The organism is Streptomyces sulphureus DSM 40104, assembly GCF_000381025.1.
In the GTDB taxonomy this organism is placed as follows: domain Bacteria; phylum Actinomycetota; class Actinomycetes; order Streptomycetales; family Streptomycetaceae; genus Streptomyces; species Streptomyces sulphureus.
This window is the reverse complement of record NZ_KB905814.1, coordinates 837,967-861,868: the sequence shown is the minus strand read 5'-3', so window position 1 is coordinate 861,868 and position 23,902 is coordinate 837,967. Positions and strand designations below refer to the sequence as shown.

The 23,902-nt window shown below is 73.0% G+C and carries 6 protein-coding genes; 4 read left to right on the top strand and 2 right to left on the bottom strand.

Translation table 11 applies throughout. From position 1 onward, the window contains the following. Nucleotides 1-107: 107 nt before the first annotated feature. From F603_RS0107915 to F603_RS0107900, 4 genes are all read left to right on the top strand, one after another. Nucleotides 108-18,674: a WXG100-like domain-containing protein gene (locus F603_RS0107915; RefSeq protein ID WP_425426957.1), complete on the top strand. Its 18,567-nt coding sequence runs from the start codon at nucleotides 108-110 to the stop codon at nucleotides 18,672-18,674. 726 nt (nucleotides 18,675-19,400) lie between these two features. Further along, on the top strand, nucleotides 19,401-19,598 hold the full coding sequence (locus F603_RS0107910; protein WP_019545473.1) for a hypothetical protein: 198 nt from the start codon (nucleotides 19,401-19,403) through the stop codon (nucleotides 19,596-19,598). Beyond that, nucleotides 19,574-20,224, top strand: coding sequence for an RNA polymerase sigma factor (locus F603_RS0107905; RefSeq protein WP_026328230.1), 651 nt, complete (start codon nucleotides 19,574-19,576; stop codon nucleotides 20,222-20,224). Before F603_RS0107910 ends, F603_RS0107905 begins: the two co-directional genes overlap by 25 nt. Nucleotides 20,225-20,270: 46 nt before the next feature. Continuing rightward, nucleotides 20,271-21,335 carry a hypothetical protein gene (locus F603_RS0107900; protein WP_019545471.1) on the top strand — a complete coding sequence of 355 codons (1,065 nt, stop codon included), beginning with the start codon at nucleotides 20,271-20,273 and terminating at the stop codon, nucleotides 21,333-21,335. 235 nt (nucleotides 21,336-21,570) lie between these two features. Here the strand turns inward: F603_RS0107900 and F603_RS31825 are convergent, their stop codons facing one another. Both F603_RS31825 and F603_RS0107890 read right to left on the bottom strand, forming a co-directional pair. Then, the gene (locus F603_RS31825; RefSeq protein WP_019545470.1) at nucleotides 21,571-22,071 is read right to left on the bottom strand and encodes a DUF3995 domain-containing protein; all 501 of its coding nucleotides are present in this window, start codon (nucleotides 22,069-22,071) and stop codon (nucleotides 21,571-21,573) included. Nucleotides 22,072-22,650: 579 nt separating this feature from the next. Further along, the gene (locus F603_RS0107890; RefSeq protein ID WP_019545469.1) at nucleotides 22,651-23,583 is read right to left on the bottom strand and encodes a L,D-transpeptidase family protein; all 933 of its coding nucleotides are present in this window, start codon (nucleotides 23,581-23,583) and stop codon (nucleotides 22,651-22,653) included. Between the last annotated feature and the right edge of the window lie 319 nt (nucleotides 23,584-23,902).

Here is a 23,902-nt window from a genome sequence, read left to right as displayed (position 1 = left end):
CGGACGTTGCGTCGCCGCGGGGCCATGGTGTGCTGCGCGCATCGCCTTGCCGCCCGGAACGCCGCGCGTGCCTTCTCCGCAGGGAGGAGGGGAGCGCCGTGAGCATCATGCCGTCGCCCGAAGTGAACGCGATGCTCTTCATCCTGACCGGCGAACGTCTGCTCCAGGCCGACGAGGACCTGGCGTACGAGAGCCGCACTCCGTACGCCCAACTCGGGCAGCAGATGCAGCGGTTGTCGCAGCTCATCGAGAAGTCGGTGAAGCAGACGGCCAAGGCGATGCCGGAGGACGTCGGCCGTGAATACGTCCGCGCGATGAACATGCTCATCGACGACGGCGGGCGCAACTACCTCCGGGAGTTCGGCGAGCAGCTCGAGCAGATAGCGGAGGGCCGCCGAAAAGCCTCCATGGACATCATGGAGTCTAAGTGGCAGGTCATCGCCGAGGTGATCCGACTGCTCGTCGAGATCGCCATCTACATGGCGCTCTCCTACTTCACGGGCGGCGCCTCGCTCACCCAGATCGCGCTGGCGAAGGCGCGCAGCCGCTTCGCGATCCTGACGCTCCTCAGCCATCTGCTGCAGCGGACGCATCTGCTCCCGACGCTGACCGAGGCGCTGCAGGAGGCTTTCCTCTCTTTCGTCGTCCGACTCGGAATGATGACGGCCGGGCCGGAAGGGCGTCGTCCCGACGGGTTCGACTGGAAGAAGATCCTTCAGGACGGCGCGTTCGGCGCCATGGCCGGCTTCTTCACGAGCGTCTTCCACCAGGTGGCGTCGAACATCGTCCGCGGTTACGACAAGAACTTCCTGAAGAACAACGACGAGATCGACTTCCGTCCGCCGCCGCGGACGAACCACACCCCGGACGGGTCGACGCACTCACCCGGCGGCAAGCCGGACCCGGACACGGGGAAGGGCGGCACGGGCCCCGGCCCGAAGGAGACCGACAGCCCGGGTCCGAAGGGGACCGCCGGCCCCGGCCCGAAGGAGACCGGCCCGAACGGGCACGACTCGCCGGGCGGCTCCGGCACCCATACGCCCCCGCCGCGTACCAGCTCTCCGCCCCCGCCCTACACGCCCTCGCCTCCGCCCTACACGCCCAAGCCACCGTCCACTGCGGCGCGCATCGGGCACCACCTGGTGAACGAGAGCAGCCTGTTCATCGCCTCCGGATCGGGCGAGACGCTCGCCGAGCTGCTCCACAACGGCCTCTTCTACGGGAACTGGTCGGTGAACCCGCTGACCTTCGTCGGCGCCGGCATCAGCAACCGGGTCAACACGGTGCTCGACACGGCGGCGATAAACACCGGCAAGAACCTGCGGAACGTCGTGGACGGTCTGCGCGGCGGCGGCGACCCGCCCGCTTCCTCGCCCTCGAACTCCTCGCTTTCGAACTCCTCGGCACCGAGCGAGGTTTCGGGCGACCCGAGCGGCGGTCCCGAGACGGTGGGGAAGGGCGGTTCCAGCGGAGCCGGCCCCGGCGCGGCGGCCCCGCGCAGCGGACCGCAAGGGCAGACCGCGCCGCCGGAGGCCCAGGGCCCGCTCCCCGAGCCGTCGTCGAACACCTTGGACGGTCCGGGCGAAGTGGGCTCCGCCGACGTCGGCTCCCACGGCGTCGACACGGACGCGCCGTCGGAGCACGCCGACGGTGCGCGCCCTTCTCCCGAGCGGGACCTCTGGCGGCAGGTGCACACGGGCTCGCCGGAGGCGCGGGCGGAGGCCCTGCACGAACTCACGGAGCTCCGCGGCGGGGTGCCGCCCTCGTCGGCCGAGACCGTCCTCCGCTCCGACCTGCACCGGGGCCTCGGCGATCCGGACGGTATACGCGTGCTGCCCGACGGGGACAGCCCGACCGTCGTGGACGACGCCCGCCGGGTACAGGACGTCCTGTCCAGTCTCGGGCCCGAGGTCCATACCCAACCTCCGTCGCAGCCGGGCGCGTTGGGCGACGGCGTCCACACGCCGGGCGCCGTCCCCGGGACCGACGGAGCCAGCACCGACGGGTCCACCTCGGGACCGGAGCCGGCGGCTCCGAACGCCGCACCGAACGCCGCACCGAACGCCGCACCGAACGCCGCACCGAACGAGACGGACACCGGACGGCCGGTACCGGGCCCCTCGTCGGAGACGTCCGCCGGCCCGCAGGCCGAGAACCAGGGCGGCCCGACCCACGGCCCGGCGAGCGCTCCCACGAGCAGCCCGCCGCATGATTCCGCGAGCACCTCGCCGCACGGTTCCGCGAGCACCTCGCCGCACGGTTCCGCGAGCACCTCGCCGCATGATTCCGCGAACCCTGCGCCGCACGACTCTGCGAGCACCTCGCCGCATGATTCCGCGAACCCTGCGCCGCACGACTCCGCGACCGCCCCGACGCACGACTCCACGACCGCCCCGACCAACGAGGCATCCGCTGACCGCGGTTCGCCCCCCGCGGCCGAGGGCGGACCCGTCCCGAAGGCCGGTCCTTCCCGCACGGGGCCGTTCACCGTCGTGGTCTCCGAGGGCCCGCTGCCGTACGAGGCGCCCGACGAGGCGGCGCGATTGCTGGACTCCGCCGGGAGCGACAGCGCCGTCGTACTCGGGCCGCCGGTTCCGTCACCGTCGACCGGGCCCACCGGCGCGTCCCCGACCGCGCCCGCCGCCTCGCCGACCGGACCGCCCGCCGCCTCCTCATCCACCGCGCGGCCCGGCGCCTCGCCCACTCCCGCCCCGCGCGAGGCGGCGCTGCTGACCCGGGACGGGCCCGGAGGCGAGGTACGCGTCCAACCGCTGGGCGACAACGAGCAGTTGACCGCCGTCATGAAGTCCGTCCACTTCCCGGGCGCCGACGTGCTGTTGCCGCTCTCCGAGGCGTTCGACCCGTCGGACTCCCCCGGACCGCATGCCCCGGGGCCGGAGAGCAGCAGCGGCCCATCGGCCCGTCCCGCCACCGAGAGCACCAATACGGTGGGGACACACGCAGGGCCTTCGACGCTTCCCACCTCGGCGAACACGTCGGCGACGGCTCCGTCCCACGCCGCACCGCCTGCGACGGAGACGGGCGTGCAGGGCGAGGCGGGTTCGGGGCCGCGAGCCACCCGTGCGGTGCCGGATGCGGACGCCGTCGGGCATGCCCAGAAGCCTCCGGTCACCGAGCACGGGAGCACTCTCAGTCGCCCCGAACTCGAGCTGTTGATGCCCGAGGTGCGGCGGGAGCTGAATCGGCTGGTCGGGCCCGACCGGTCTTCGATCACCCGTGACGACGTGGTGCGCTTGCACGACTCCCTGGCGGATTGGCGGAAGGCCCAGCCGCTGCGGGCACGCGGCGAGGCGATCGCGCAGACCTTCCTCACGGGCGCGCCGGCCAGGCTGCTGGGCGGTGCGCCGACGCCGCCGAGCGGATACCCGCACACGCAGGGATCGTCGTCGCATCGCCCCGGAGCGTCGCCTCGGGGGGACACGGTCACCCGGGTCGCCTTCGCCGAAGGATCGCAACAGCTCAGTGACGCGGCTCGTGCGGAGATCGGCAACATGGCCGCCGAGGCTGTGCGCCGTGGCGTGGAGAACGCGCGCGCCGAGTTGCCGTTGCCCGTCGTCGAGGTGGTCGGTCGGGGCAACGGCAGCCTGTTGTCCGGTCAGGACAGAGCCGATCGGGCGCGTGCCATCGGGCGGGAGCGGGCGGTGGCTGTGGCTGACGCCTTCCGCACGGAGGTCCGGAATCAGGTTGCGAAGCTGCAGCCGAACGACGCACGGCTCGTCGAGGAGCCCCTGTTCACCGTCAACGAGCATTCCAAGGGCAGAGATCCTCAGGCGGAGACGGCCGCTGAGCGCCGTACGTCAGACCTGACCCTCCGCGATCCCGAACAGGTTGTGCTGGGGCAGGAGACCGGTGGTACCGCATCCGTGCCCCATACGGTCCATGCGGTGTGGTTCGGCGGCGAGTTGGGGTCGGCGGCCCAGGAGAACCTGCTGGCCTGGCGGACGCGCGCCGCGGAAGCCGGCTGGAAGGTGGTGCTCTGGGGCGACGCCGGGGCGCTGAGCGCCAACGCGGCGTTCATCGAGAAGCTGACCACTTCGGGTGACGCCAGCTTCGCTACGGTCGATCGTGGCGTCTTTCCCTCTGACGGGAGCGACGCGGCCACCGGGGACCGTGCCCACGCCCTGATGAACTGGGCGTTGCAAAAGGGCGGGTACGCCATGGCCTCGGACATCGCTCGTTACGGCATCCTGCATCGCGACGGCGGCGTGTACGTGGACGTGGACATCAACCCGGGCAAGGCGAAACTGCCCACCGAGGCGTTGATGACGCACCCGAACGATGTGCCGTTCCTCGCGCCCCAGTTGCGCGACTCCGGTCAGTTCCGGCAACTGTTGGCCGACCTCAACACCGAGCGCGCCTCGGAGGGGAAGCCGCCGCTGCATGAGGACGACGCGAACGCGATGGCTGCCATCGTCGAACGGCAGTATGCAGAGGGCCAGTTCAACAACAACTTCATCGTCACTCCGGCCGGCAGCTCCTTCATGCACAGGTTGCTCACCGGACTGCGCGATCCCAGCGAACCGTCCCTCCTGATGCGCGACGTGCACCAGGACGCAGCCGAGCTGACCGGCCCCAACTACATCCGCCGTGCTGTCACCTCTTCGCTCGAGGAGAGCGGCAACTGGCCGTTCGGTGCCCGTTGGGCGCGTGAGTTCCGGTCCTGGCGGGTGCGCTTCGCACCGGAGGCGCAGCAGCGCTGGGCCGGAATCGGATGGCTGACCGCTGAGAGCGACACGCAAGAGGGGGCTGGCCCGGCGCCGGCTCACGAGGCCGGTTCCACCCGTACACCAGCCGACGACGGCCACGGACGTCCCGCCGGCCTGCGCGGCGGGTCCCCCGACACCGGTGTGGACCCGATTGCGGCGAACTGGCCCATCGGACGCCAGATCACCCTGGCCGAGCCCCGGTTCGGGAACGTCAGCGAACTCCCCGCCGCTCAGGCGCGCAGCGGCACGCAAGGCATTCGCGCTGATCAGTCCTTCACCTACGAGCACCCGTCCCCGTCCCGTTCGACGCCGCTGACGTACGGCGTGAGCGGCGACGGCCGGGTGCGGCTTCCCTCGGGCGAGACGCTGGAGCCCGGCAACTGGAGGAGGTTCGGCGACGACTTCGTGCACGAGCCCAGCGGTGCGTTGCTGCGCGGCGACGACGGGTGGATCGGTCGCGTCTCCAACCTGGACGAGGTGCTCGGCGCCGAGCACCTCCTCGACCCGCGGGCAGCGGAGCACACGCTCGCAGTGAACACCGATGGGCTGTACCTGATCCCGCGCGGTACGGCGGGGAGTGCCGGCCCTGCGGTGCACATCCCCTTCCCGGGCTCGGCACCGCGGCAGGTCGGCACCGACACGGTGGGGAGGCACGCGGGGCCTTCGACGCTCCCCACCTCGGCGACGGCTCCGCCTTCCGTCGCCCCGCCCGTCGCGGAGACCGGGGTGCGGGGCGAGGCGGGTTCGCGGCCGCGAGCCACCCGTGCGGTGCCGGAGGCGGACGCCGTCGAGCGAGCCCAGGAGTCGCCGCCCAGCGAGGGCAAGAGCAGTCTCAGTCGCCCGGACCTCGAGTTTTTGATGCCCGAGGTGCGGCGGGAGCTGAATCGGCTGGTCGGCCCTGACCGGACTTCGGTCACCCGTGACGAGGTCGCGCGCTTGCACGACGCCTTGCCCACCTGGCGGAAGGCCCAGCCGCTGCGGGCACGCGGCGAGGCGATCGCGCAGACCCTCGTCTCGGGCGCGCCGGTCAGGCTGCCGGGCGGTGCGCCGACGTCGCCGAGCGGATACCCGAGCGCGGCCGAATTGCTCGGAGACCTGCGGGAGTCTGCGCGTGTGTCGGATGTCCGTCGGGTGCCGGGGGAGCGGACGTTGGGTCCGAATTTGTTTGGTGGTTTGGATGCGCCGCAGCCGGGTCCGTATGTGGGTAGTAGTACCGGTCTTGGGTCGGATGGTGTGGTGCCGTTTTTGGATGGTGCGGATATGGTGCCGGGCCGTTCGGAGTCGTCTGGGCAGCCGAGGTTCAGCCATCATGGGATGCCGCAGGTTGTCCATGCGATTTGGTTGGGCGGTTCGCTGCGTCCCGATGGTCCGGCGTCTGGTTTTTGGCGGCGGTTCGGTGAGGCCGGGCAGCGGCATGGGCAGGACGCGTTGTTCACGTTGTGGACGGATGTGCCGCGTGGGCTGGTTGAGGAAGCTGCCGCGTCTGGTGGGAGGTCGAGTGATCCCCGGCTGCGTGAGGTGCAGGCGATGGTGGGGTGGGCGAGGGACAACAATATTCGGCTGGTCAACGTCGATGAGGTCTTTCACGCGGGTGAACCCCTGCGGCTGAACAGGGAGTTTCGTACTGAGCTTGCCAAGCACACGGGGCCTGGGTGGTCGGCGGCGAGTGATGTTCTGCGGTGGGAGTTGCTGCACCGGTTCGGTGGCCTCTACAGCGATGGTGACAATGTCATTGATTCCCTTGATGCGTTGCGCACGGTGCCGGAGAGTTCTGAGCAGTATGCGCTGCACTATGTGGGCGAGGATTTCGACAATGCGGCGATGGCCATGGTGCCGGGGCATCCGCGTGCGGTGGAGATACTCGATGGCATTGCGGAGCGTTATGGCACTGCGCAGCCGGGCCTGTTCGGGCCGATGGCCGGTGCGACGGGTTTTTGGACGGGTGAGGCGGTCGTCAAGGTTCGGCGGAATTCTGTGATGTCGCGCACGGGTCCGGACGCGGTGAAGCATTTGCTGGAGCGGGATGGGGGGCCGTCGGCGATCTCGCTGCCGCGGATCCGGGGTGTGGAGGTGCGCAGTGACATGAGTTGGTTGAAGTCCACCGGCCGGCAGCCGTTGCCGATGAGTCGTGCGGAGACGCTTGCCTTCACTCAGGACATGGTGGAGTCGCTGGCGCGGGGCCTGTTCGGTAACCGTCCGGGCGACCTGCATTTGACGAACTTCGCCGATGCGCTCTCCCGGCACCCGGAACCGGAGTTGGTGGCGGAGTCCGTGGTGCGGTTCCTCGCCGGGCGGGAGGATTTCCGCTCGCAGGTGAGCGGTGCGACGATCCGTCGCCGTGAGAACGAGGGCCCGGACACGCTTGTCACTCTGCCTCCCGCGGTGCGTAACCTCCTCGCCCACGACGCCTCGGGCACGCCCCCGCTTGGTGCTGAGACGGGGGGTTGGTTCGTCGCTGAGCAGTCCGTCCCCGCGCGGCTGGTGTCCGACCCCGTCGCGGACGAGGCGACCATCTGGCACGTATCCCCCGACGCACAACCCCAGGCAGCCCAGCGGCCGGACACACCGGAGCAGGGAGAGGTGCCGTGGGGGCGTCCCGGCGAGCCGACTGAGTGGACCGCACAACCGCATCCGGACTCGGACTCCGAGAGCGACGACGGATTCGCGATGCCACTCCGCCGTCCCGCTCCGGCGGAGGAGCCACGGGGCGTCGAGCCGGACTCGGACTCCGAGAGCGACGACGGATTCGCAGTGCCACTCCGCCGTCCCGACCCGACGCAGGGACCGCACCAAGGCCCGTCGTCGACGGCGGAGTTGGCGCCGCCCGCTCCCGCCGCTTCCCGGGCGGGCGGGCAGGGCGGCCGGCCCGTCCCGCGCTTCGTCACGGACTGGTCCGACTCCTCGCAGGTCTCCTTCCAGCAGCGCTCCGCCGCCATTCGCGCCATCGACTCCGCCGTCCAGCAGGTCTCGCCCCAACCGCGGTTGCGCGAGCTCCACCAGGTGCTGCGGGCGGTGGAGACGTGGAAGGCGCAGAAGACGCCGAGCAGCAGCCGATGGGACGCGGTGGCGCAGCTCGAGCGCGCCGTCCACGATCGGCTGCGCGAGCTGGAGTCCTCCCGACGGCCGGGGCCGCCCGTCCCGGAAGCCGCGGGGGAGACGTCGAGCGGGCCCGCCGGGAGGCGCGGCGGCGGGCGGTCCGTCCGGGTGGGCGGGTTCGGACCGGCCAGCGGATTCGAGGCGGAGCTGCACGAGTTCCGCGTCCAAATCCCCCCGGGCGAGGACGACTCCGCGTACGACGTCGTGGTGACGCGGCCCGGCCTTCTGCACCTCACCCTCGACCACGTGGGCGACGTGCCGATCCTGGAGGTGGTCACCGCACCCGCGCGCAGCCTCTCGGGGGCGGCGCAGGACGGCCGGGCCGAGCACGACGAGGTGCTGGACGCCTTCCACGACGTGTTGGCGCGGTTGCGCGGTGCCCGCCAGGGCATCTCCCTCGAGCAACTCTTCCCGGCCGAGGCCGGGTACCAGGTCGACCCGCTCGCCGCGGACCTGGCCGTCCGCTCCAACCCGCCGGGCACGGGCACGGTGCTCGTGCACCACACCGGTACCGCTCCGCTCGCCGGCGCCCCCGCCTTCATCCAGCACGTGGTGGAGCACATGCGGCAGGAGCTGCCGCAGCTCCAACATGCTGCCGGCCACGCGCGGGACGGCCTGCGGTACGCGGAGCAGGGCGCCGAGCGGTTCCGCGCGTGGCTGGCGCGCTCGCCCGAGTGGGCCGGTCAGCAACGTCCCTGGGACGCGGCCGAGTTGCAGGGCGCGCTCGCCCTGGGCTACACGCAGGTCGCGGCGGCCGCCGACGGTCGGAGCAAGCACCTCAAGGAGCTGACCGCGGTGGCGTCCCGGGACTCCCTCGGGGCGATACGCGCGGCGTTGGGGCCGGCGCCGCGCGCCTTCCTGGAGGCCGAGTCGGCATGGCTCGCCGACACCTTCGTCGAGACCCTTCCCGAGTCCGTGCAGCAGCGCGGCGAGGTGCTGGAGCGGCCGTTGAAGGGCGCCGCCGCCCCCGTGCGGATCGGCCACTACCTCGACAACCTGCTGCACGCCTCGCCGGAGCACCGGGTGGGGCAGTACGACGCGTTGACGATCCGTACCGAGTTCGGGGCGCTGGACGACAACAGCGACGGTGAGCAGCCCCGGATCGATCCCCCCGTGGTCCGGATGGAGGCGCGGCACTACGCGACCCGTTACTCCGACGCGCAGACGGTGGCGACCGAGTTCGACACGCTCTCCGACCTCTCCGTCCAGCTCTACAACCAGGCACGGGAGCTGCACGGCCTGCCCCGGGTGGGTGAGCCGCTGGTGCCGGAGCAGACGCACTTCCCGCCGACCACGGGGACTTCGTCCGCCGCCTCGACCGTCCCTGAGCCACGGCCCGCCGTGCCCTCCCCGCACGACACCACCGACCTCTCGACGTCGGAGCGGTCGACCATCTCCCCGGAGGCCGTACGCGAGCTGACACACCGGTTGCCCGTGCTGACGCCGGACCAACGGCGGGCGGAGCTGAGCTCGTTGTCCAACGCCGACCGCGACGTCGTCGCCGCGGACCCGGCCGTGGTGGACGCGTTGCGCGACGGGCTCTCCGCCGCGGAGTTCGCCCGGACCGCGTCCCAACTGATCGTGCACATACCGCCCGAGGTGCAACAGCCGGTCTCCGCGCGGCAGGAGGCGGAGCAACGGCTGCTCCCGATGCTCAACGACCCCGAGGTGACCGCGCGCCTGCTGCACCAGGGCGTCCGCATCTTCGTGGCGCCCCGGGACGTGCCAGGTACCGAGGTGGGACCGTTCCGCGCGTTCAATGGTGCGCATCAGAACGGGCGTTGGTTCGCCGCCGAACGCGGCTGGCACTCCTCGGGGCGGGTCCTCGCCAGCGAGGAGAACCTGCTCGGCGAGACGACCGATGTGCCGGGCGCGGCCACCTACCACGACGGATACTCCACCATCACCCACGAGTTCGCCCACGCGGTGCACCACTACGGCCTCAGCGCTGCGGACCGGCAGCTCGTCGCGGAGGGCTACCGCGCCATGCTCGCGCGGGGGACGGGCCCCGACGGCCCGGTGCACGACCCCTTGGACATCATCAACCCGGAGCGCAGCTACGCCGCGCGCAGCGAGGACGAGTACTTCGCGCAGTTGAGCAACGCGTATCTGGGGACGAACGAGGGCACCGACCCGTTCACGGGGCAGCCCAGGGAGAACACCGCGGCCTGGGTGCGTGGCCACGAGCGGGACATGCTGCCGCTGTTGGAGAGGGTGTACGGCGCCGACCCGACGGCGGTGAGCCCCGGTCGGGCGAACCCGACCACCGCTACCGCTGCGGAGAACGAGACGTACGCCGGCTTCCGCGCCCTCTTCGACCGGGCCGAGGGCACCCTGACCGCGCAGCCGCATCCGCCCGTGCCCGGCGCCGTGCGGGCAGGCCCCACGGCGGTACCGGGTCTCCTTCCGACGGCGACGAACACCGAAGGCGAGCCCGCCGGCAACACCCCGGGCCTGTCCGCGGAGGAGCCGACGGATGTCCTGCTCAGCCCGCCTGCACGCCCCCTGCCTGGTGCGTCGCCCGACGCTGCCGCAACCGTCCCCCCGGCCACCTCGGTTCCCACAACTCCGCCGGGTGCACCGGTCGGCTCCCGGAACACGGGCACGGAACACGACCCGCGGGTGGGTTTCGAGACGCCGGGCTATCCCCTCGACCGCCGGGCGATCGTGGGCGACGGGGACTGCTTCTTCCGGTCCGTGCTGGAGAGTGCGGCGGCGCAAGGGGTGCCCGGGTTCGACGGGCTGGACGTGCAGGGCCTCCGCCGTGAGCTGCGCGACCACCTCCGGAACAACCCCGAGCAGGCGGCGGGCTTCTTCCTGGAGCGGACGGACCCCGTGGAGATCGTCCTCGCCGACCTGGGACCGTCGGACGCGGTCCAGGAACGGGTGCGTGCGGGCGATCCCGGTGCCTGGCGGGACCTCCTACGCGGCAGCACCTACGGCGCGTTGCTGGACTTCGCCCCGACGCCTGCGGAGGCGCGCACGGTGGGTCTGGCGGAGACGCTCGCCCAGACGGCGTGGCGTACCCCGATGTGGGACTCGCCGTTCGGTGACCTGATCCCCGAAGTCCTCGCCGCCACCAGGGGAGTCGACCTCCGGGTGGTCTCGCCCCAGCACACGCAACGGGTGAACCCGGACGCCGACGGCATGCCGCTCTTCGTCGCGTACAACGACCGGAACCACTACGAAGCCCTGCAGCCGCCTTCGGCCCCCGCTCCCGTCCCGCCGGCGACGACACTTTCGCGGACTCCGGACCCGTCGCCCGTCGGCCCGAAGGAACCGACGGGGAAGGTCCTCAGTGCGCCGGCCAACGCGCCCGCGATCGCCTCCCGCTGGGGGGCTCTCGCGAACCTGGGGAACCTCACCGGCTTCGCCAACACGGGCGGCCTCGGGAAGGCGTTCGCGTGGATGCCCCGGGTCGCCCTGCCCGAGGTCAACCTCCCCTCGCCCGCCCTGCCCTCCGTCTCGCTTCCGTCGCTCTCCCTCCCGGCGCCGCACACCCGACCGTCCGGCGTCTGGCAGCAGTTGCGGGACTGGACCTCCGGTCTCCTCGGTTCCACCCGCACACCGGCACCGGCGGACGACGCGCCGAACGCGGCGGAGCAGGATCAGTCGAAGCCCCAACCGGCGCCCGTCGAGACGCAGTTGGATCGGAACCGGCCGCCGCGCATCCTTCCCGGGACGAGTCGGGAACCCACTGTCGCGCCTCCCGAGTCGGTGACCTTCGCCGACGGCAGCCGGTTGCACCCGGAGTTCCTCAACCCCGCGGACGGCACCGGCGACCGCTCCGGCGGCCTGATGCCGGGGCTCGGCGCACAGACGCTGCGGGACAGCGACCGGGTGGCGGAGCGCATCCTCGCCGGCCTGCCGGAGCGGGTGCGGCGGACGTTCGACCACACGGAACTGCGCCGGATGCTGCGCGAGGAGCCGGAGGCCTTCACGGCTCCGCACGGGGCGCGGTTCGTCTCCCGCGGGAAGTCCGGCCGGGGATTCGAGACGACGGTGCGCGCGCGGCCGCGGCACCGCTGGGAGCGGTTCGCCGATCCCGAGGGCTTCGCCTTCACGATGGAGGGCGCGCACAGCGGGACGCGGACGACGGGGGTCCCGCAGTCGGTGAGCCGCGCCCGGCGCCTCGCCGGCGCCGTGAGCCTCGGCCCGCCGCTGAACTGGATGGTGAAGGTCGGCGGCACCTTCGGCCGCACCCGCCGCACCGACTACAACACCGGCACCCAGCAGTCGAGCGAGACCGAGTGGCGCTCCATGGCCGGCTCCCACCTCCACCTCGACGACGTCTCCTACCAAGTGGACGTCCACGAGGTCACCAAGGACAAGTCCGCCACCCGCTCACGCCCCGCCAACTCCGCCCCGACATCGGTCCCTCCGGCTGCGACACCGTCCAACTCCACTGCCACGCCCACCTCTTCCGTCGCCACACCGTCCAACTCCGCCGCGAGGCCCACCACTTCGGTCGCGCCGCCGGACGGCAGGGCCGACGCACAGCAGACGCCTCGGGGCTGGCGACGCACCCCGCTGCGACAGGACCGGTTCGACGTACGCAACGGGCTGACCTGGCGGCTGCCGGACGCGCTCACCGAACAGCGCGCCGCAGCCCCCAGCGTGCCCACCGAGTTCGCCCTGCCGCCCGGGGCGCGGCCCCGCGTCACCGACACCACGGCGCTGCACTTCACGGACGCCCCGCAGACACCGGTGCTCGACATGTTCGGTGCACGGCCCGGCAGTTCGGCTCACCGCGCCCTGGTCTCCTGGCTCCGCCCCTCCCGGCTGCTGAGCCTCTTCCCCCAGTTCCCCGGCGAGCAGGCGGGGCCGGAGCTCACCCGGGGCGCGCGGCGGCGTCCGCTCGGGCACGTCGTGGTCGACCGGGTCGAATCCCACACGGCGCGGCTGGTGACCGAGGCGACCACCATCGAACTGCGGGACACCGGGAAGTTCGTGCAGCAGAACGACCGCAGCCACAGCACCGGTACGTCGGTGGGCGTGCAGTTTTCCGCCGGCCCCCAGCAGACGCTCCTGCTGGGCCCCGTCGACCTGCGTATCCAGGGCGGCCCGTCGGCCGGCGTCGACCTCGCCACCGGGCGGACGCTGCTCGTCGGCGGCTCGGCCGCGCGCAAGACGACGGGAGTGACCAAGGGGACGCCGACCGCGCTCTACCAGGTGGACCGCACGCTCTACCTGCGCACACCGGGCGAGTCGGCCGACGCGGCGCGTCCGATTCGCGTCACCACCCTCGACTGGATACCGGCGACCGAGGCGCGGCGACTGGCCGGCTGGGACACAACTCCGCCGGCGCACTCCGACTCGGCCCCCGCGGGCGTCCGTCCGCAGGCCGCTCCCGAGGCGCCGCCCTACCTCAGCAAGGACCACCCGACGCACCTCGGGCAGGTACGGGTGGAAGGGTTCACCCCGGAGTCGGCCACGACGGCTCCGCGCCCGGCGAGCCCTTCCGTCGAGGAACTCGCCGACACCGTGCTCGACGCGCTCGCCGAGTCCTACCCCGGGCTCTTCCGACCCCGCTGGCAGCGCCGTTTCTTCGGGGAGTTGGCGGCGCGCTACCCGCGGCTGAACCGCCTGGTGCGCGGCGGTGAGTACAGCCGGACCGCGCTGCAGAACGAACGGCAGGTGCGGGAGGCGCTGAACTGGCCGTCGTTGAAGCAGGCACTGGAGCGGCTCGCCACCTCGGGCGTGCCGGTCGCCGTCACCGAACAGGGCAAGTTCCGGCGCACCCAGCACACGGTCCGCCTCCGCGCCGACCTGCGGGACCGCCAGTACGAGGGCTCGTCGAGCGAGCGCGGGCTGCGCTCCGGCGTGGCTTCCGGCCAGCAACTGGGCGGTGGCGAACAGGCTTCGAGTATGCAGACGGCCGGCGTGCAGCTCGGTCTCTCCCCGCGGGACCATGCGAAGGCTCCCGAGACCGGGTGGGCCAAGCGCATCGGGTGGCTGACCCCGGGGATTCGGCACGTCTGGTCGAAGCAGCACGGTACGAACGCCCAGACCACCGTCTCCACCGACCACCTGACGGCGCAGAGCGGCGTGCACCGGTACTCCTACCGCATCGAGTTGCACGCCACGATCGAGAACTACCGTCGCCCGCGAGCCCTGCCCCGCCTGGCCACCCTCGGCTTGCTCGGCACGGGCGCCTTCGTCCGACGCAGTCCGGAACAACCGCTCTTCGCCGGCCGCCCCGCCGCGATCGGACGCGTGGAGCTAGGCGCCCCCGCCGCGCACAGCCCCACCTCCGCGGCGCTGCCGCCCGCCACACCGTCCGCGCCTGGGACGCCCGCGCCCGCGACGCCGGCACCCGCGACGCCGGCACCCGCGACGCCCGCGCCCGCGACGCCCGCGCCCGCGACGCCGGCACCCGCGACGCCCGCGACGCCGGCACCCACGACGCCCGCGCCCGCCCCCACCCCGCCCGCGCCTCTCAGCGCCACGGAGGCGGAGCAACTCATCGACGGCACCAGCGAGTTGACGGCGCCGACGGACGCACCCGCGGGGTGGACGCGGGAGTTGCTCTCCCACCCGTTCGTGCTCCAGAGCATGGAGGGCGCGCAGCAGCGGCTGCGGGCCCTCGAGGAGGCGGCGCGCGAGGCGTCGGGCGACTCCTGGCACCTGACCACCCCTGGTGCGCCGGCGTACGAGGCGCTGCACCGGGCGATGGAGAACCTGGCGACCGTCGGCCACATCGGGCAGCTACTCGGTGCCTTCGGGTTCCGGACCACGGGGCTGAACGCGTCGGGACCGTTGCAGAACCACGGGTTCCAGGCCGCCGTACGGGGCCTGTTGCACCGGCCGCGGGTGCTCGGGCGGCCCGCGAAGGGAAGCTTCGAGGCGACCCTCGGTTCGGACCGCACCCTCTCCGGCAGCGTCTCCACTTCTTCGCGTACCACCGTCGGAATGCAGAACTCCCTGCTCCTGCAGCAGATCGACGGCCACGAGCCGGTGCACGGCACCTACGCCGCCGGGTTCCAGTACACCTGGGGGAAGGGCAGGTCCGCCTCCCGCTCGCTCAGCAACGGCCGCAGTACGACGCTCAGTTACGCCGGCCGGCAGTACGCGCTGCTGGCGGACCTCACCGAGCACCTCGCGGTGCGGGACCGGTGGAGCGCATTCGCCGGGCTCTTCGGCACCGGCTCGGCGGCGGCGGTACAGCGGGCCTTCGCACGGCTGTCCTCGCAGGTCGGGGACCTGGTGCCGAGTCCGCGGCGCGCGGCGGGGCGTCGGCACACCGTCCAGGACGCGCTGTTGCTGCACCTGCCGATGCAGGACGCCATCGAACTGGGCCTCGCCGAGGACGGCATGGGCACCGCGACCCCGCGGATGCTCGCCGACGGCTACCGACTTCCGTCCTACCTACGGCAGCGCGGCTTCCTCGGCCACCCCTCAGGCCAGCTCGACGCGCGGCAGGTCGCCGGCACCCTGCTGCCACGGCTGAAACGCCTCGGGGTGTCCGCCGAGGACCGTGCGCAGGTGGCGCACATGCTCTCCCCGGACATGCTGCTCGGCCAGCACGCCCAACTCACGGCGGACGGCGTCGGATTGCCGATTCGCTACGCACGCGGCGCGGACCCGCGCCGGCTGGCCGACGGCAAACCGGGCGAGGTGCGGTTCCACCTCACCCCCGTCACCAAGCGGGTCGAGCGGCTGCGGAACGGCTTCGAGATCGAGGACGACCGCACCCTCGGACAGGGCGCGAGCCAGAGCCGCAGCTACGGCAGCGGCCCCGACGCTTCGCTCGGCGTCGCCCCCGCGGCGGCGGTCGATCGGGGCACGACGGGGCTGCTCGCCGCCGGCCCTTCGCTCCAGGGCGCCGCTGCGCAACAGGAACAGTCCAGCGCCACGCGTTCCGACTCGGCGGCGTCCACTCCGGGCATGTCCACCACCCAGTCCCACACCCAGCTAGTCACCGAGTACCAGCTCAGCGTCACGGTCACCGACCGCCTCGGCAACTCGCTGCTCGCGCGGGGCGGTCGGAACGCCGAGGTCAGCGGCCCGGTCGGAGCGCTCCGCGAGCTGCTGCCGACGGGCGTGCTGCTCCCGAAGGGCGACGGCGCGCACCCCGCGCTGGGCGAGGCGAAGCTGAAGGCACCACGGCGCGGTGCGCGTCCGCTGGCCGCGCGGGACGCCACCCCCGAGGGCATCGAGGCGTGGCGCTCCGCGGGGAGCGACCTCTCGCTCGACGACGTCATCGGCACGGGCTTCGTCGCCGTCGACATGCTCGGCTCGCAGAACGTCGGCGACGCGATGACGCTCGCGACCGGCTTCGCCGAGGGGCTGGGCGACGGCAGATTGGGCAGGCCGCTGGGTCCGGCCGCGCTGGCCGACGCGGTACGGCGGGCGCGCGAGACGCCGCTGACGGGGTTGGGGACGGCGCCGGCGCAGGCGATGCAGGAGGCGACGGGGCAGACGGGGCTCAACTCCTCGTTGCGCGGGGCGCTCGGGCCGAGCGGGCGGCGGTTGCCGCAGCTCTCCTCGGCGTCGCTCTTCGGCCAGTCGCACACGGCGGACCCGGCGCTGTACGCGAAGCTCGGCAAGCAGGGCGCGCGGCTGCTCGCCGTCGAGCACGCACCCTCCATGGAGGGGAACACGCGCAGCGGGACGGAGAATGCACAGACCGCGGCAGCGCAGCAGAGCACCGAGGCGACGTTCGGCCCGGCGCCGATGGCCGGCACCGACGAAGCCGGCGTCATCAGCCCCGGCGTCTCCGGGCCGCTGTCGAGCACGGCCGCGGGCGAGGCGCTCAAGAGCGGCAACGCGCTCGCCAGTTCGAGCAACCCGAAGGTGGGCACCGGCCGGGCGATGCTGTTCGCGCTGCCGGTGCGGTGGTTGGCCGTGGCCGAGGCGCACCGACGGATCGGGGACAGCTCCCTTGCGCGGACGTTCGGTCACGTCCCGCGCGGTCCGCGTGCGGTGGAGGCGGAGACCACGGCGCTGGTCTGGATCCGGCAGGATCTCGCCGCGGAGCTGGGGCTGTTGGACGAGGCGTCGTTCCCGGCAGCGGTGCGCGGCGCCTGGGACGGGGTGGCGGCGGCGCAGGCCGACTTGGCGGCGGCCGAGTCGCAGTACTACGACGCGCGGGCCCGGGCGCGCGCAGCGTGGACGGCGATGGACAGCGCCCAACAGGACCTCGCACGCGACGACTCGGGCACCACGACCGCGACCGCCGCACACTCCGACGAGGCGATGGAACGGGTGCGCGAGTGGCGGCAGGCCCGTTCGGACACCGAGCTGTGGGCAGGGCGTACGGAGGCCGCGGCGCAGCAGCGGCAGCGGCTGCACGCGGCGGCGAGCCGGCTGACGGAGTCGCACTACACCAACCCCGCGCCGGCGACAGGCGATTCCCCCTCGCGCCCACCGGCCCCTGCGTACGAGCCGCCTGCGTGGCGCGAGCGTCCGCCGGCGGAGTACCGGGTCTCCGGCGGGAAGGGCGGCGAGCACCGGCTGACCCCGACCCAGTCGCCCCCGTCAGGGGCGAACCCCCGGCCGAACCTGGTGGCCCACCCGGTGACGCACGGTGGGGCGTCCTTCTTCCACGCGTTGACGGCGGCGGCGAAGTACCACCTGCCGCGCGCCCCGTTGGTCTCCACCGGCTTCTGGTCCCGGTTTGCGACGAGCTGGTGGGGCTCCCCTGCGGACGTGGCGACGGTGCGCGCCCGACTGCTGTCGGCGCTGGCGGACCCGGCGAACCGGGACATGCTGCTGGCGCTCGCGCCGGGCCGCACGGACGCCTTCACCCAGGCGGAGTTGGACGCGGCCGGCGTCCGTCTGGACGGGGCGCACGCCGCCGAGTTCCGGGAGGCGGGCACGGTGCCGGAACAGCGGTGGCTGACGGACGAGGAGCGGTTGCGGCTGGCAACCGCCGCCCTGTCCAGGGACTTCGACGGGGCGGACGCGCACACGTGGGACCACTGGGCGGCGGATGTCCTGCCGGCGCTCGCGGCACGCGAGTTGGGCACACCGCTCACGGTGGTCACCGAGGACGGCCGGGCGCACCGGTTCCTGCCCGCGGGCGTGGACCCGGCGACGGAGTTCGGCGCGGCGGGACCGGAGCCGACGCTGTTCCTGGCGGACGGTTTCTTCCAGGTGGCCCTGCCCGAGGGGGCACGGCCCTGGGCCCCGCCGGAGACGTCGAACGAGACCACGGCGCCGTCCGAAGGACGACACCCGAGCCACACCAGGTGGCCGTGGACGGCGACGAGCACCGACGAGGCGTCCCGCTACACGCTGGACCGGGACGGGACACTGCGCGGCCCCGACGGCACCGTCCATCGGCAGGGCCCCGCCGGCGGTCCGGGCAACGGCTTCTTCGACGCGCTCGCCCGCAGTTTCGAGCACGCGGCGCAGACGGCCGGACTCCCGGACGGCGAGCGACGGGCGCACCGGGAGCAGGCGGCACAAGCCCGGCGGGACCCGGCGCGGATGCTCGGCCAGGCGCCGCCCCCCGGCGAACACAACGCCGTCGCCGGGCTCTTGGACGCGCCCGCGCAGGATGCGGCGGCGGAACTCGCCCGGCACGCGGGACGGGCCGGTTGGCGGCAGCGAGCCGACGAGACGATGGCGAGGTGGGTGGCCGCGGCGACGGACGTCACGCTCACCCTCGTCGACGAGGACGGCACAGCGCACACCTACCCCGGCACCGGTGCCGAGGGCCGGCCACACCTGGTACTGCGCCGGCGCGGCGGCGACTTCGTACCGCTCCTCGCGGAGACCGGTCCGCCGCCCCCGACGCGGACCGTCGACACCGAACGGCCCCCGGACGCGGAGACGCACGGCACCGGCACCACGAACCCGGGGTCGTACGCCGACCTCATCTTCCGCACGCTCACCGGCGGATGAGCGACGCCGACGCGGGAGCCGGCGTGCGCAGCCGCGGACCCGTCGGTTCTCCTCGGCGGCTTGGGGTGCGCTTTCCATCTCACCGCGACGTTGCCCCCGGAGGCGGCGTCGCCGACACCTCCCTCGAAGCCGTACTGTCGCGCCCGTTGGAGACCACCGCGGGGACCCTCCCGCCATACCGCCGCAGCGGAGGAATGCCAAAGGGCCCGACCTTCCGCCGGAACGCGCCGACTCAGCGTGTGTGCCGGACACATGCGATGCCCGTCGCCGCACTGCAAGGGCAGGGAAGGCAGAACCCGCAACGGAGCGCTCGGGAACACACGACGAAGACACGCGGCTCCGTGCCGAAGAAACGGCCAACGCGGGCGACGAGCCCGAGATCCGGCCGGCGCCATCGTGAAGCGCCGCTCAGCGCCCGCCTCAGCGCCGGAACGCATACAAAGGACGACCGGGGTCGCCACCCCCCACAGGAGAGACCCCGGTCGTCTGGCACGGGCGCGCGCTGTGCCTCTGGCAGGCCCGTACTCCCCTCTGCGCCGGGCCGCCCGAAACTGTTACCCGTGTCTCGCTCGGTCGTCGCCGACTCCTGCTGCCTGGGCCGTCGTCCACGTGCATATGCCGGAGGACGCTCCGTCTGCCCGGGGATGCGGCGCCTGTCCGGGATCGGAGGGCAGGACGGACCCGCGCGGTGCTCGGCATGGACGAGCGAGCACACTTGCCCTTAGCGTGCTGCATCGCATCGGCAAAGAGCTGGTGCGCGAGCAGGCCCCGGGTGTATGGCCGGGGAACACCGAGCCGCTCCTGGGCGGAGCGGCCGAGCACGGCAGGGACGGGCCCCACATCCAGGCGTGGCCGAACAACGACCGTCGCAAGTGCGCGGAGTGGAGCGAGAAACGAGCGTGCAGGGGGACGACGCACAGCTAACGGCTGCGGTGCGGGCGGCGCAGAACGGGGACGAGGACGCCTTCCGCACCGTCTACCGCGCCGTGCATCCCAGACTGTTGGGGTACGTCCGCACGCTCGTGCCGGAAGCCGACGCGGAGGACGTCACCTCGGAGGCGTGGCTCCAGATCGCCAGGGACCTCGCCCGGTTCCACGGCGACGGCGACAGGTTCCGCGGCTGGACGGCGCGGATCGCGCGCAACCGGGCGCTCGACCACATCCGGATGCGCGGACGGCGCCCGGCAGTCGGCGGCGACGAGAGCGAACTCGCCGCGCTGCCGGGGGAGACGGACACGGCGCAGGAGGCACTGGAGTCGCTCGACACCGGGCGGACGATGGAGCTCATCGCGCGCCTCCCCAGGGACCAGGCCGAGGCCGTGGTGCTGCGCGTCGTCGTGGGGCTCGACGCGAAGAGCGTGGCGGAGGTGCTGGGGAAGCGCCCGGGGGCGGTGCGCACGGCGGCCCACCGCGGACTGCGCAAGCTCGCGGAGCTGCTGGAGGAATCGGAGAGCGGGGCGTCGCAGGCGGTGCAGGCGCTGCCGTTGAGGGGCAGGTTGCGGCGGGCCTCGGGGCGTGGCTCCGCCGGAGCGGACGGGGGCGAAACATGACCTTCGGTGTGACGCCGAGCGCCGTGAGAACGCTGAGGGATACGTGATGGCGGACCGGTATGGCTGGCTGGACGGAGAGGCAGCGGAGCGCCTGCTGCGTGGAAGACCCCTGCCTCCGGCGTCGGATTCCCCTGCCCGCGGTGCGGAGAAGGGCGCGGGCCGCGGCTCCGAGGAGGAGCGGGCGACGGACCGCCACGCGCGGCTCGACGCCGTCCTCGACGATCTCGCGGCCCGGCAGCTCCGCTCCTCGCCACGGCCGGGCAGCGGCGAACTGCCCGGCGAGACGGCGGCCGTTGAGGCGTTCCGCAGCGCGCAGGCCGGGCTGCTCCGCAGCGCCTCGACGGGTACGCGCAACCGTGGCCGGGTGCGCGGCGCGCGGTGGGCGGTGGCGGGTGTGCCGTTGCGCGCCGGGTTCGCCGTGGCGCTCGCCGGGTGCGCGCTCGGCGGCGTCGCTGTCGCGGCCGGCACCGGCGTGCTGCCGAGCCCGTTCGGTGGGGAGGCCCCCGCTGCGAGCGCTTCGCCGATCTCCAGCCCGGACGATCTCCGGTCCCCCGAGCCGGACGAGCCCGCCCCCGGCAGCACGGGGAGTTGGGAGGACGAGGACGGCTCGCGCAAGCCCTCGCGCGACGAGGACAAGGACGGCGGCAGCAAGAGCCCCGGCGCTGAGGACGACTCCGAGGACGGCGACGGCCGCAAGCACCTCGACGGCTCGCGGCACGGCACGGGCCACGGCAAGTTCGCCAACGCGCTCTGCGAGGCGTACGCGGACGGTGCGCTCAGCCCCAAGCAGCGCGCCAAGCTCGAGCACGCGGCCGGCGGCAGGAACGCGGTCCGCTCCTTCTGCTCGGGCCGCGGCTGGTCCGCACCGGGCGGCGACGTCGGCACCTCGTCACCCGGCGGCACCGGACCGGGCGGCGGCGGAGACGACCCGGCACCGCCCACCAAACCCAGCTCTCCGGAAGGGAGCTCGGGCGTCCCGAGCAGCCCGGGCGACGGCGACGAGGACGACGGCGACGAGGACGACTCCTCCGAAAGCGAGGGAGCCGGGGGCTCGTTCGCGCCCGGTCCCACACCCGAGGGCGCGGCCGTCCCGACACCGGTGGCGCCGTAGGGGCCGGTCCTCAGCGACCTCCCCCGCACGCTGCACGTACGTGTCGGCGTGACCAGAGGGACGCTGCGGTCGCCGACGGACGTCCGAAGCCGAACGGTTCGGTCGCGTCCGGCCCCGTCGGCGGCGCGCCTCGACGTGCATGTGAACCGCGGGCGTTCCCGGAGACGGGACTGCTGGACGACGATGCCCCGGTCGGCTGCCGGACTCGGGCAGCGGGACGCCCGCCGGCGAGTGCCTACGGGCGAGTGCTCCGCGGAAGCTTCCCGCGGTGTGCTGCCAGGCACAGCAGCAACCCCCAGATGAGGAACCACGGGTCCCACAGGAACAGGTGCCAGTCGAACGCCGTCCAGTCCATATCCGACGACGCCTCCACCGCCCCCGCCTTCACCAGCGCCTGCCCGCCGACCAACAGGCCCCCGTACGCGGTGAGTACCACGGCGGCAACCCAGGAAAGGGGCAGCAGAAGACGGCGCGGCATCCGCCACGATGGACGCACGAGCGCCAACCCCAGCAGCGCGGCGAGGAGTTTGAGACCGACGGTGAGCCAGAGCACCGCGACCATCCCGGGATCGCGGGCCCGGGCCGATCGAGCCAGCTCGCCGCCGACGGTGTCGAGACCGGCGGTTCCGCCTGCCGCCCAGTAGGCGCTGACGGCGGCGTACAACAGGCCGAGCGCGAAAGCGGCGTACCCGGGCCATGCGGAAGGTCCGGCGCGCGAGGTGCGGTTACGTGTCACGTCCGAAGTGTGGCAACTCCCGGGAGGCATGGCACAGATGGTGCTTCCGCCGACGTCGGACGGAGGCCCGCCGCTGGCAGCTCGCCGGCCCTTCCGGTCCGCTTTCACCTGCGAGCTGCACCGCACGGGGCGCGACGGAGCCCGTCGGCGAAGACCGCCCGGACCGCGCTCTCGGGTCAGGCCCCGTCCGGCCGCGTCACCGGCGTCAACTGCGCCGACGCTGCCCGAAAAAGCGCCCTCTGCGCCCCGGCCGGAGCAGCGCAGACGAGTGCGCGTACGACCTCTCCCGGCGAACCCCGGACGACACCAACCGTCCCCCGCACGGCGGACGTTGAGCAAAGCGCCCCGCCTGAGCCCGGCCCGACAGTCGAAGTGACGGAGACCACAGGGCGCAGGAGTGCGGCGGTGTGACACTTTCCGGTGCGGCAGCGCAGAGGGAAGTGAGCCGACTGGTCATCGGCTGCGCGATGACGCCCGGGGTTCCCCCCGTACCCCTGGGCACGCGCATCGGCGCGGGCGGGACACGTTCCCCCGGTCCCGCCCGCGCCCCCCGCTTCCTCTTCTGCCGCGAGCGCGGCGTCACTTGTAGACGACGACCTTGTCGCCGGCGCGTACCGCGTCGAAGAGCGCGATGATCCGCTTCTTGTCCCGGACGTTGACGCAGCCGTGCGAGGCGCCCGAGTAGCCGGTGGCGGCGAAGTCCGCGGAGTAGTGGACGGCTTGGCCGCCGCTGAAGAACAGCGCGTACGGCATGGGGGTGTCGTAGATCGTCGAGTGGTGGCGGCGGCTCTTGAAGTCGACCTTGAACTTGCCCTCGCGCGTGGGCGTGTAGGCCGAGCCGAAGCGGACGTCCATCGCCGAGCGGACTTCGCCGTCGACCATCCAGGCGAGGGTGCGGCTCTTCTTGCTGATGCAGAGGGCGCGGCCGGTGCGGCAGCGCGGGTCGGGGTCGGCGAGCGGGCGGGAGGTCGTCGGGTGGAGCTCCAGATGCGTCGGCTGGGAGGTGCGCGCCCGGAGCGCGGTCCAGTCGCTCGGGGAGACGTTGCCGGTACGGGGGCTGCCCTGCTTGCGCTGGAACGCCTTCACCGAGGCGGTGGTGACGTCGCCGTAGTACCCCGTGGGGTTGACCGAGAAGAGCTTCAACTGCTGCAGGCGCGCTTGGAGTTCGCGCACCTGGCCGCTCTCCTGTCCCGACCGCATCAGCACCGGGTCGGGCGGCGGCGGTGGTGGGGGCGACGGGGTGCTGCTGCTCGTCCGCGGCGCGGGGCTGCTCGGCTCGGGGACCGCGGCCGGTGCGTTGGAGGGGGAGGGCGGTGGGGAGGAGCGGGCCACCGGCTCTTCGGGAAGGCGTGAGACCCGGACGGAAGGCTCGCCCGAGGTGTCGACCTGGCAGCCGGCGAGCGCGGTGACGGCGCCGAGCGCGAGCCCCGCCACGGCGAGACGTCCGCGGCGTCGGGCCGGGCCCCGTGCGCGCTCCGGGGCGTCACGCGCCCGCTCGTGCTCCGCGCGCATGTGCGGAGCACGCTCCGTGTCTCTTCTTCCACCGGCCATGGAGTCCCCCCGGGCAGCGACTGTCTCGCAGCACATCAATTCCCACTCCGCCTCACCCGTGAACCTCGATCGGGCGCACAACGCCCCGCCGAGCCCCTGTCGCGTACGCGGGGGCGCCTCCCCAACGCGCGCACGACACACGGGAGTCGGGGAGCGGGAAGCCGCGTCCGTCGTCTGTGAGCAAGGTCCCAGCGTGCACATCTCCACTGTTCGCAGGGCGATCGCTACAGTCCGTGCCGTACGCACCCACACTCTCGGCGACGCCGCCCCGCCTCCGGCG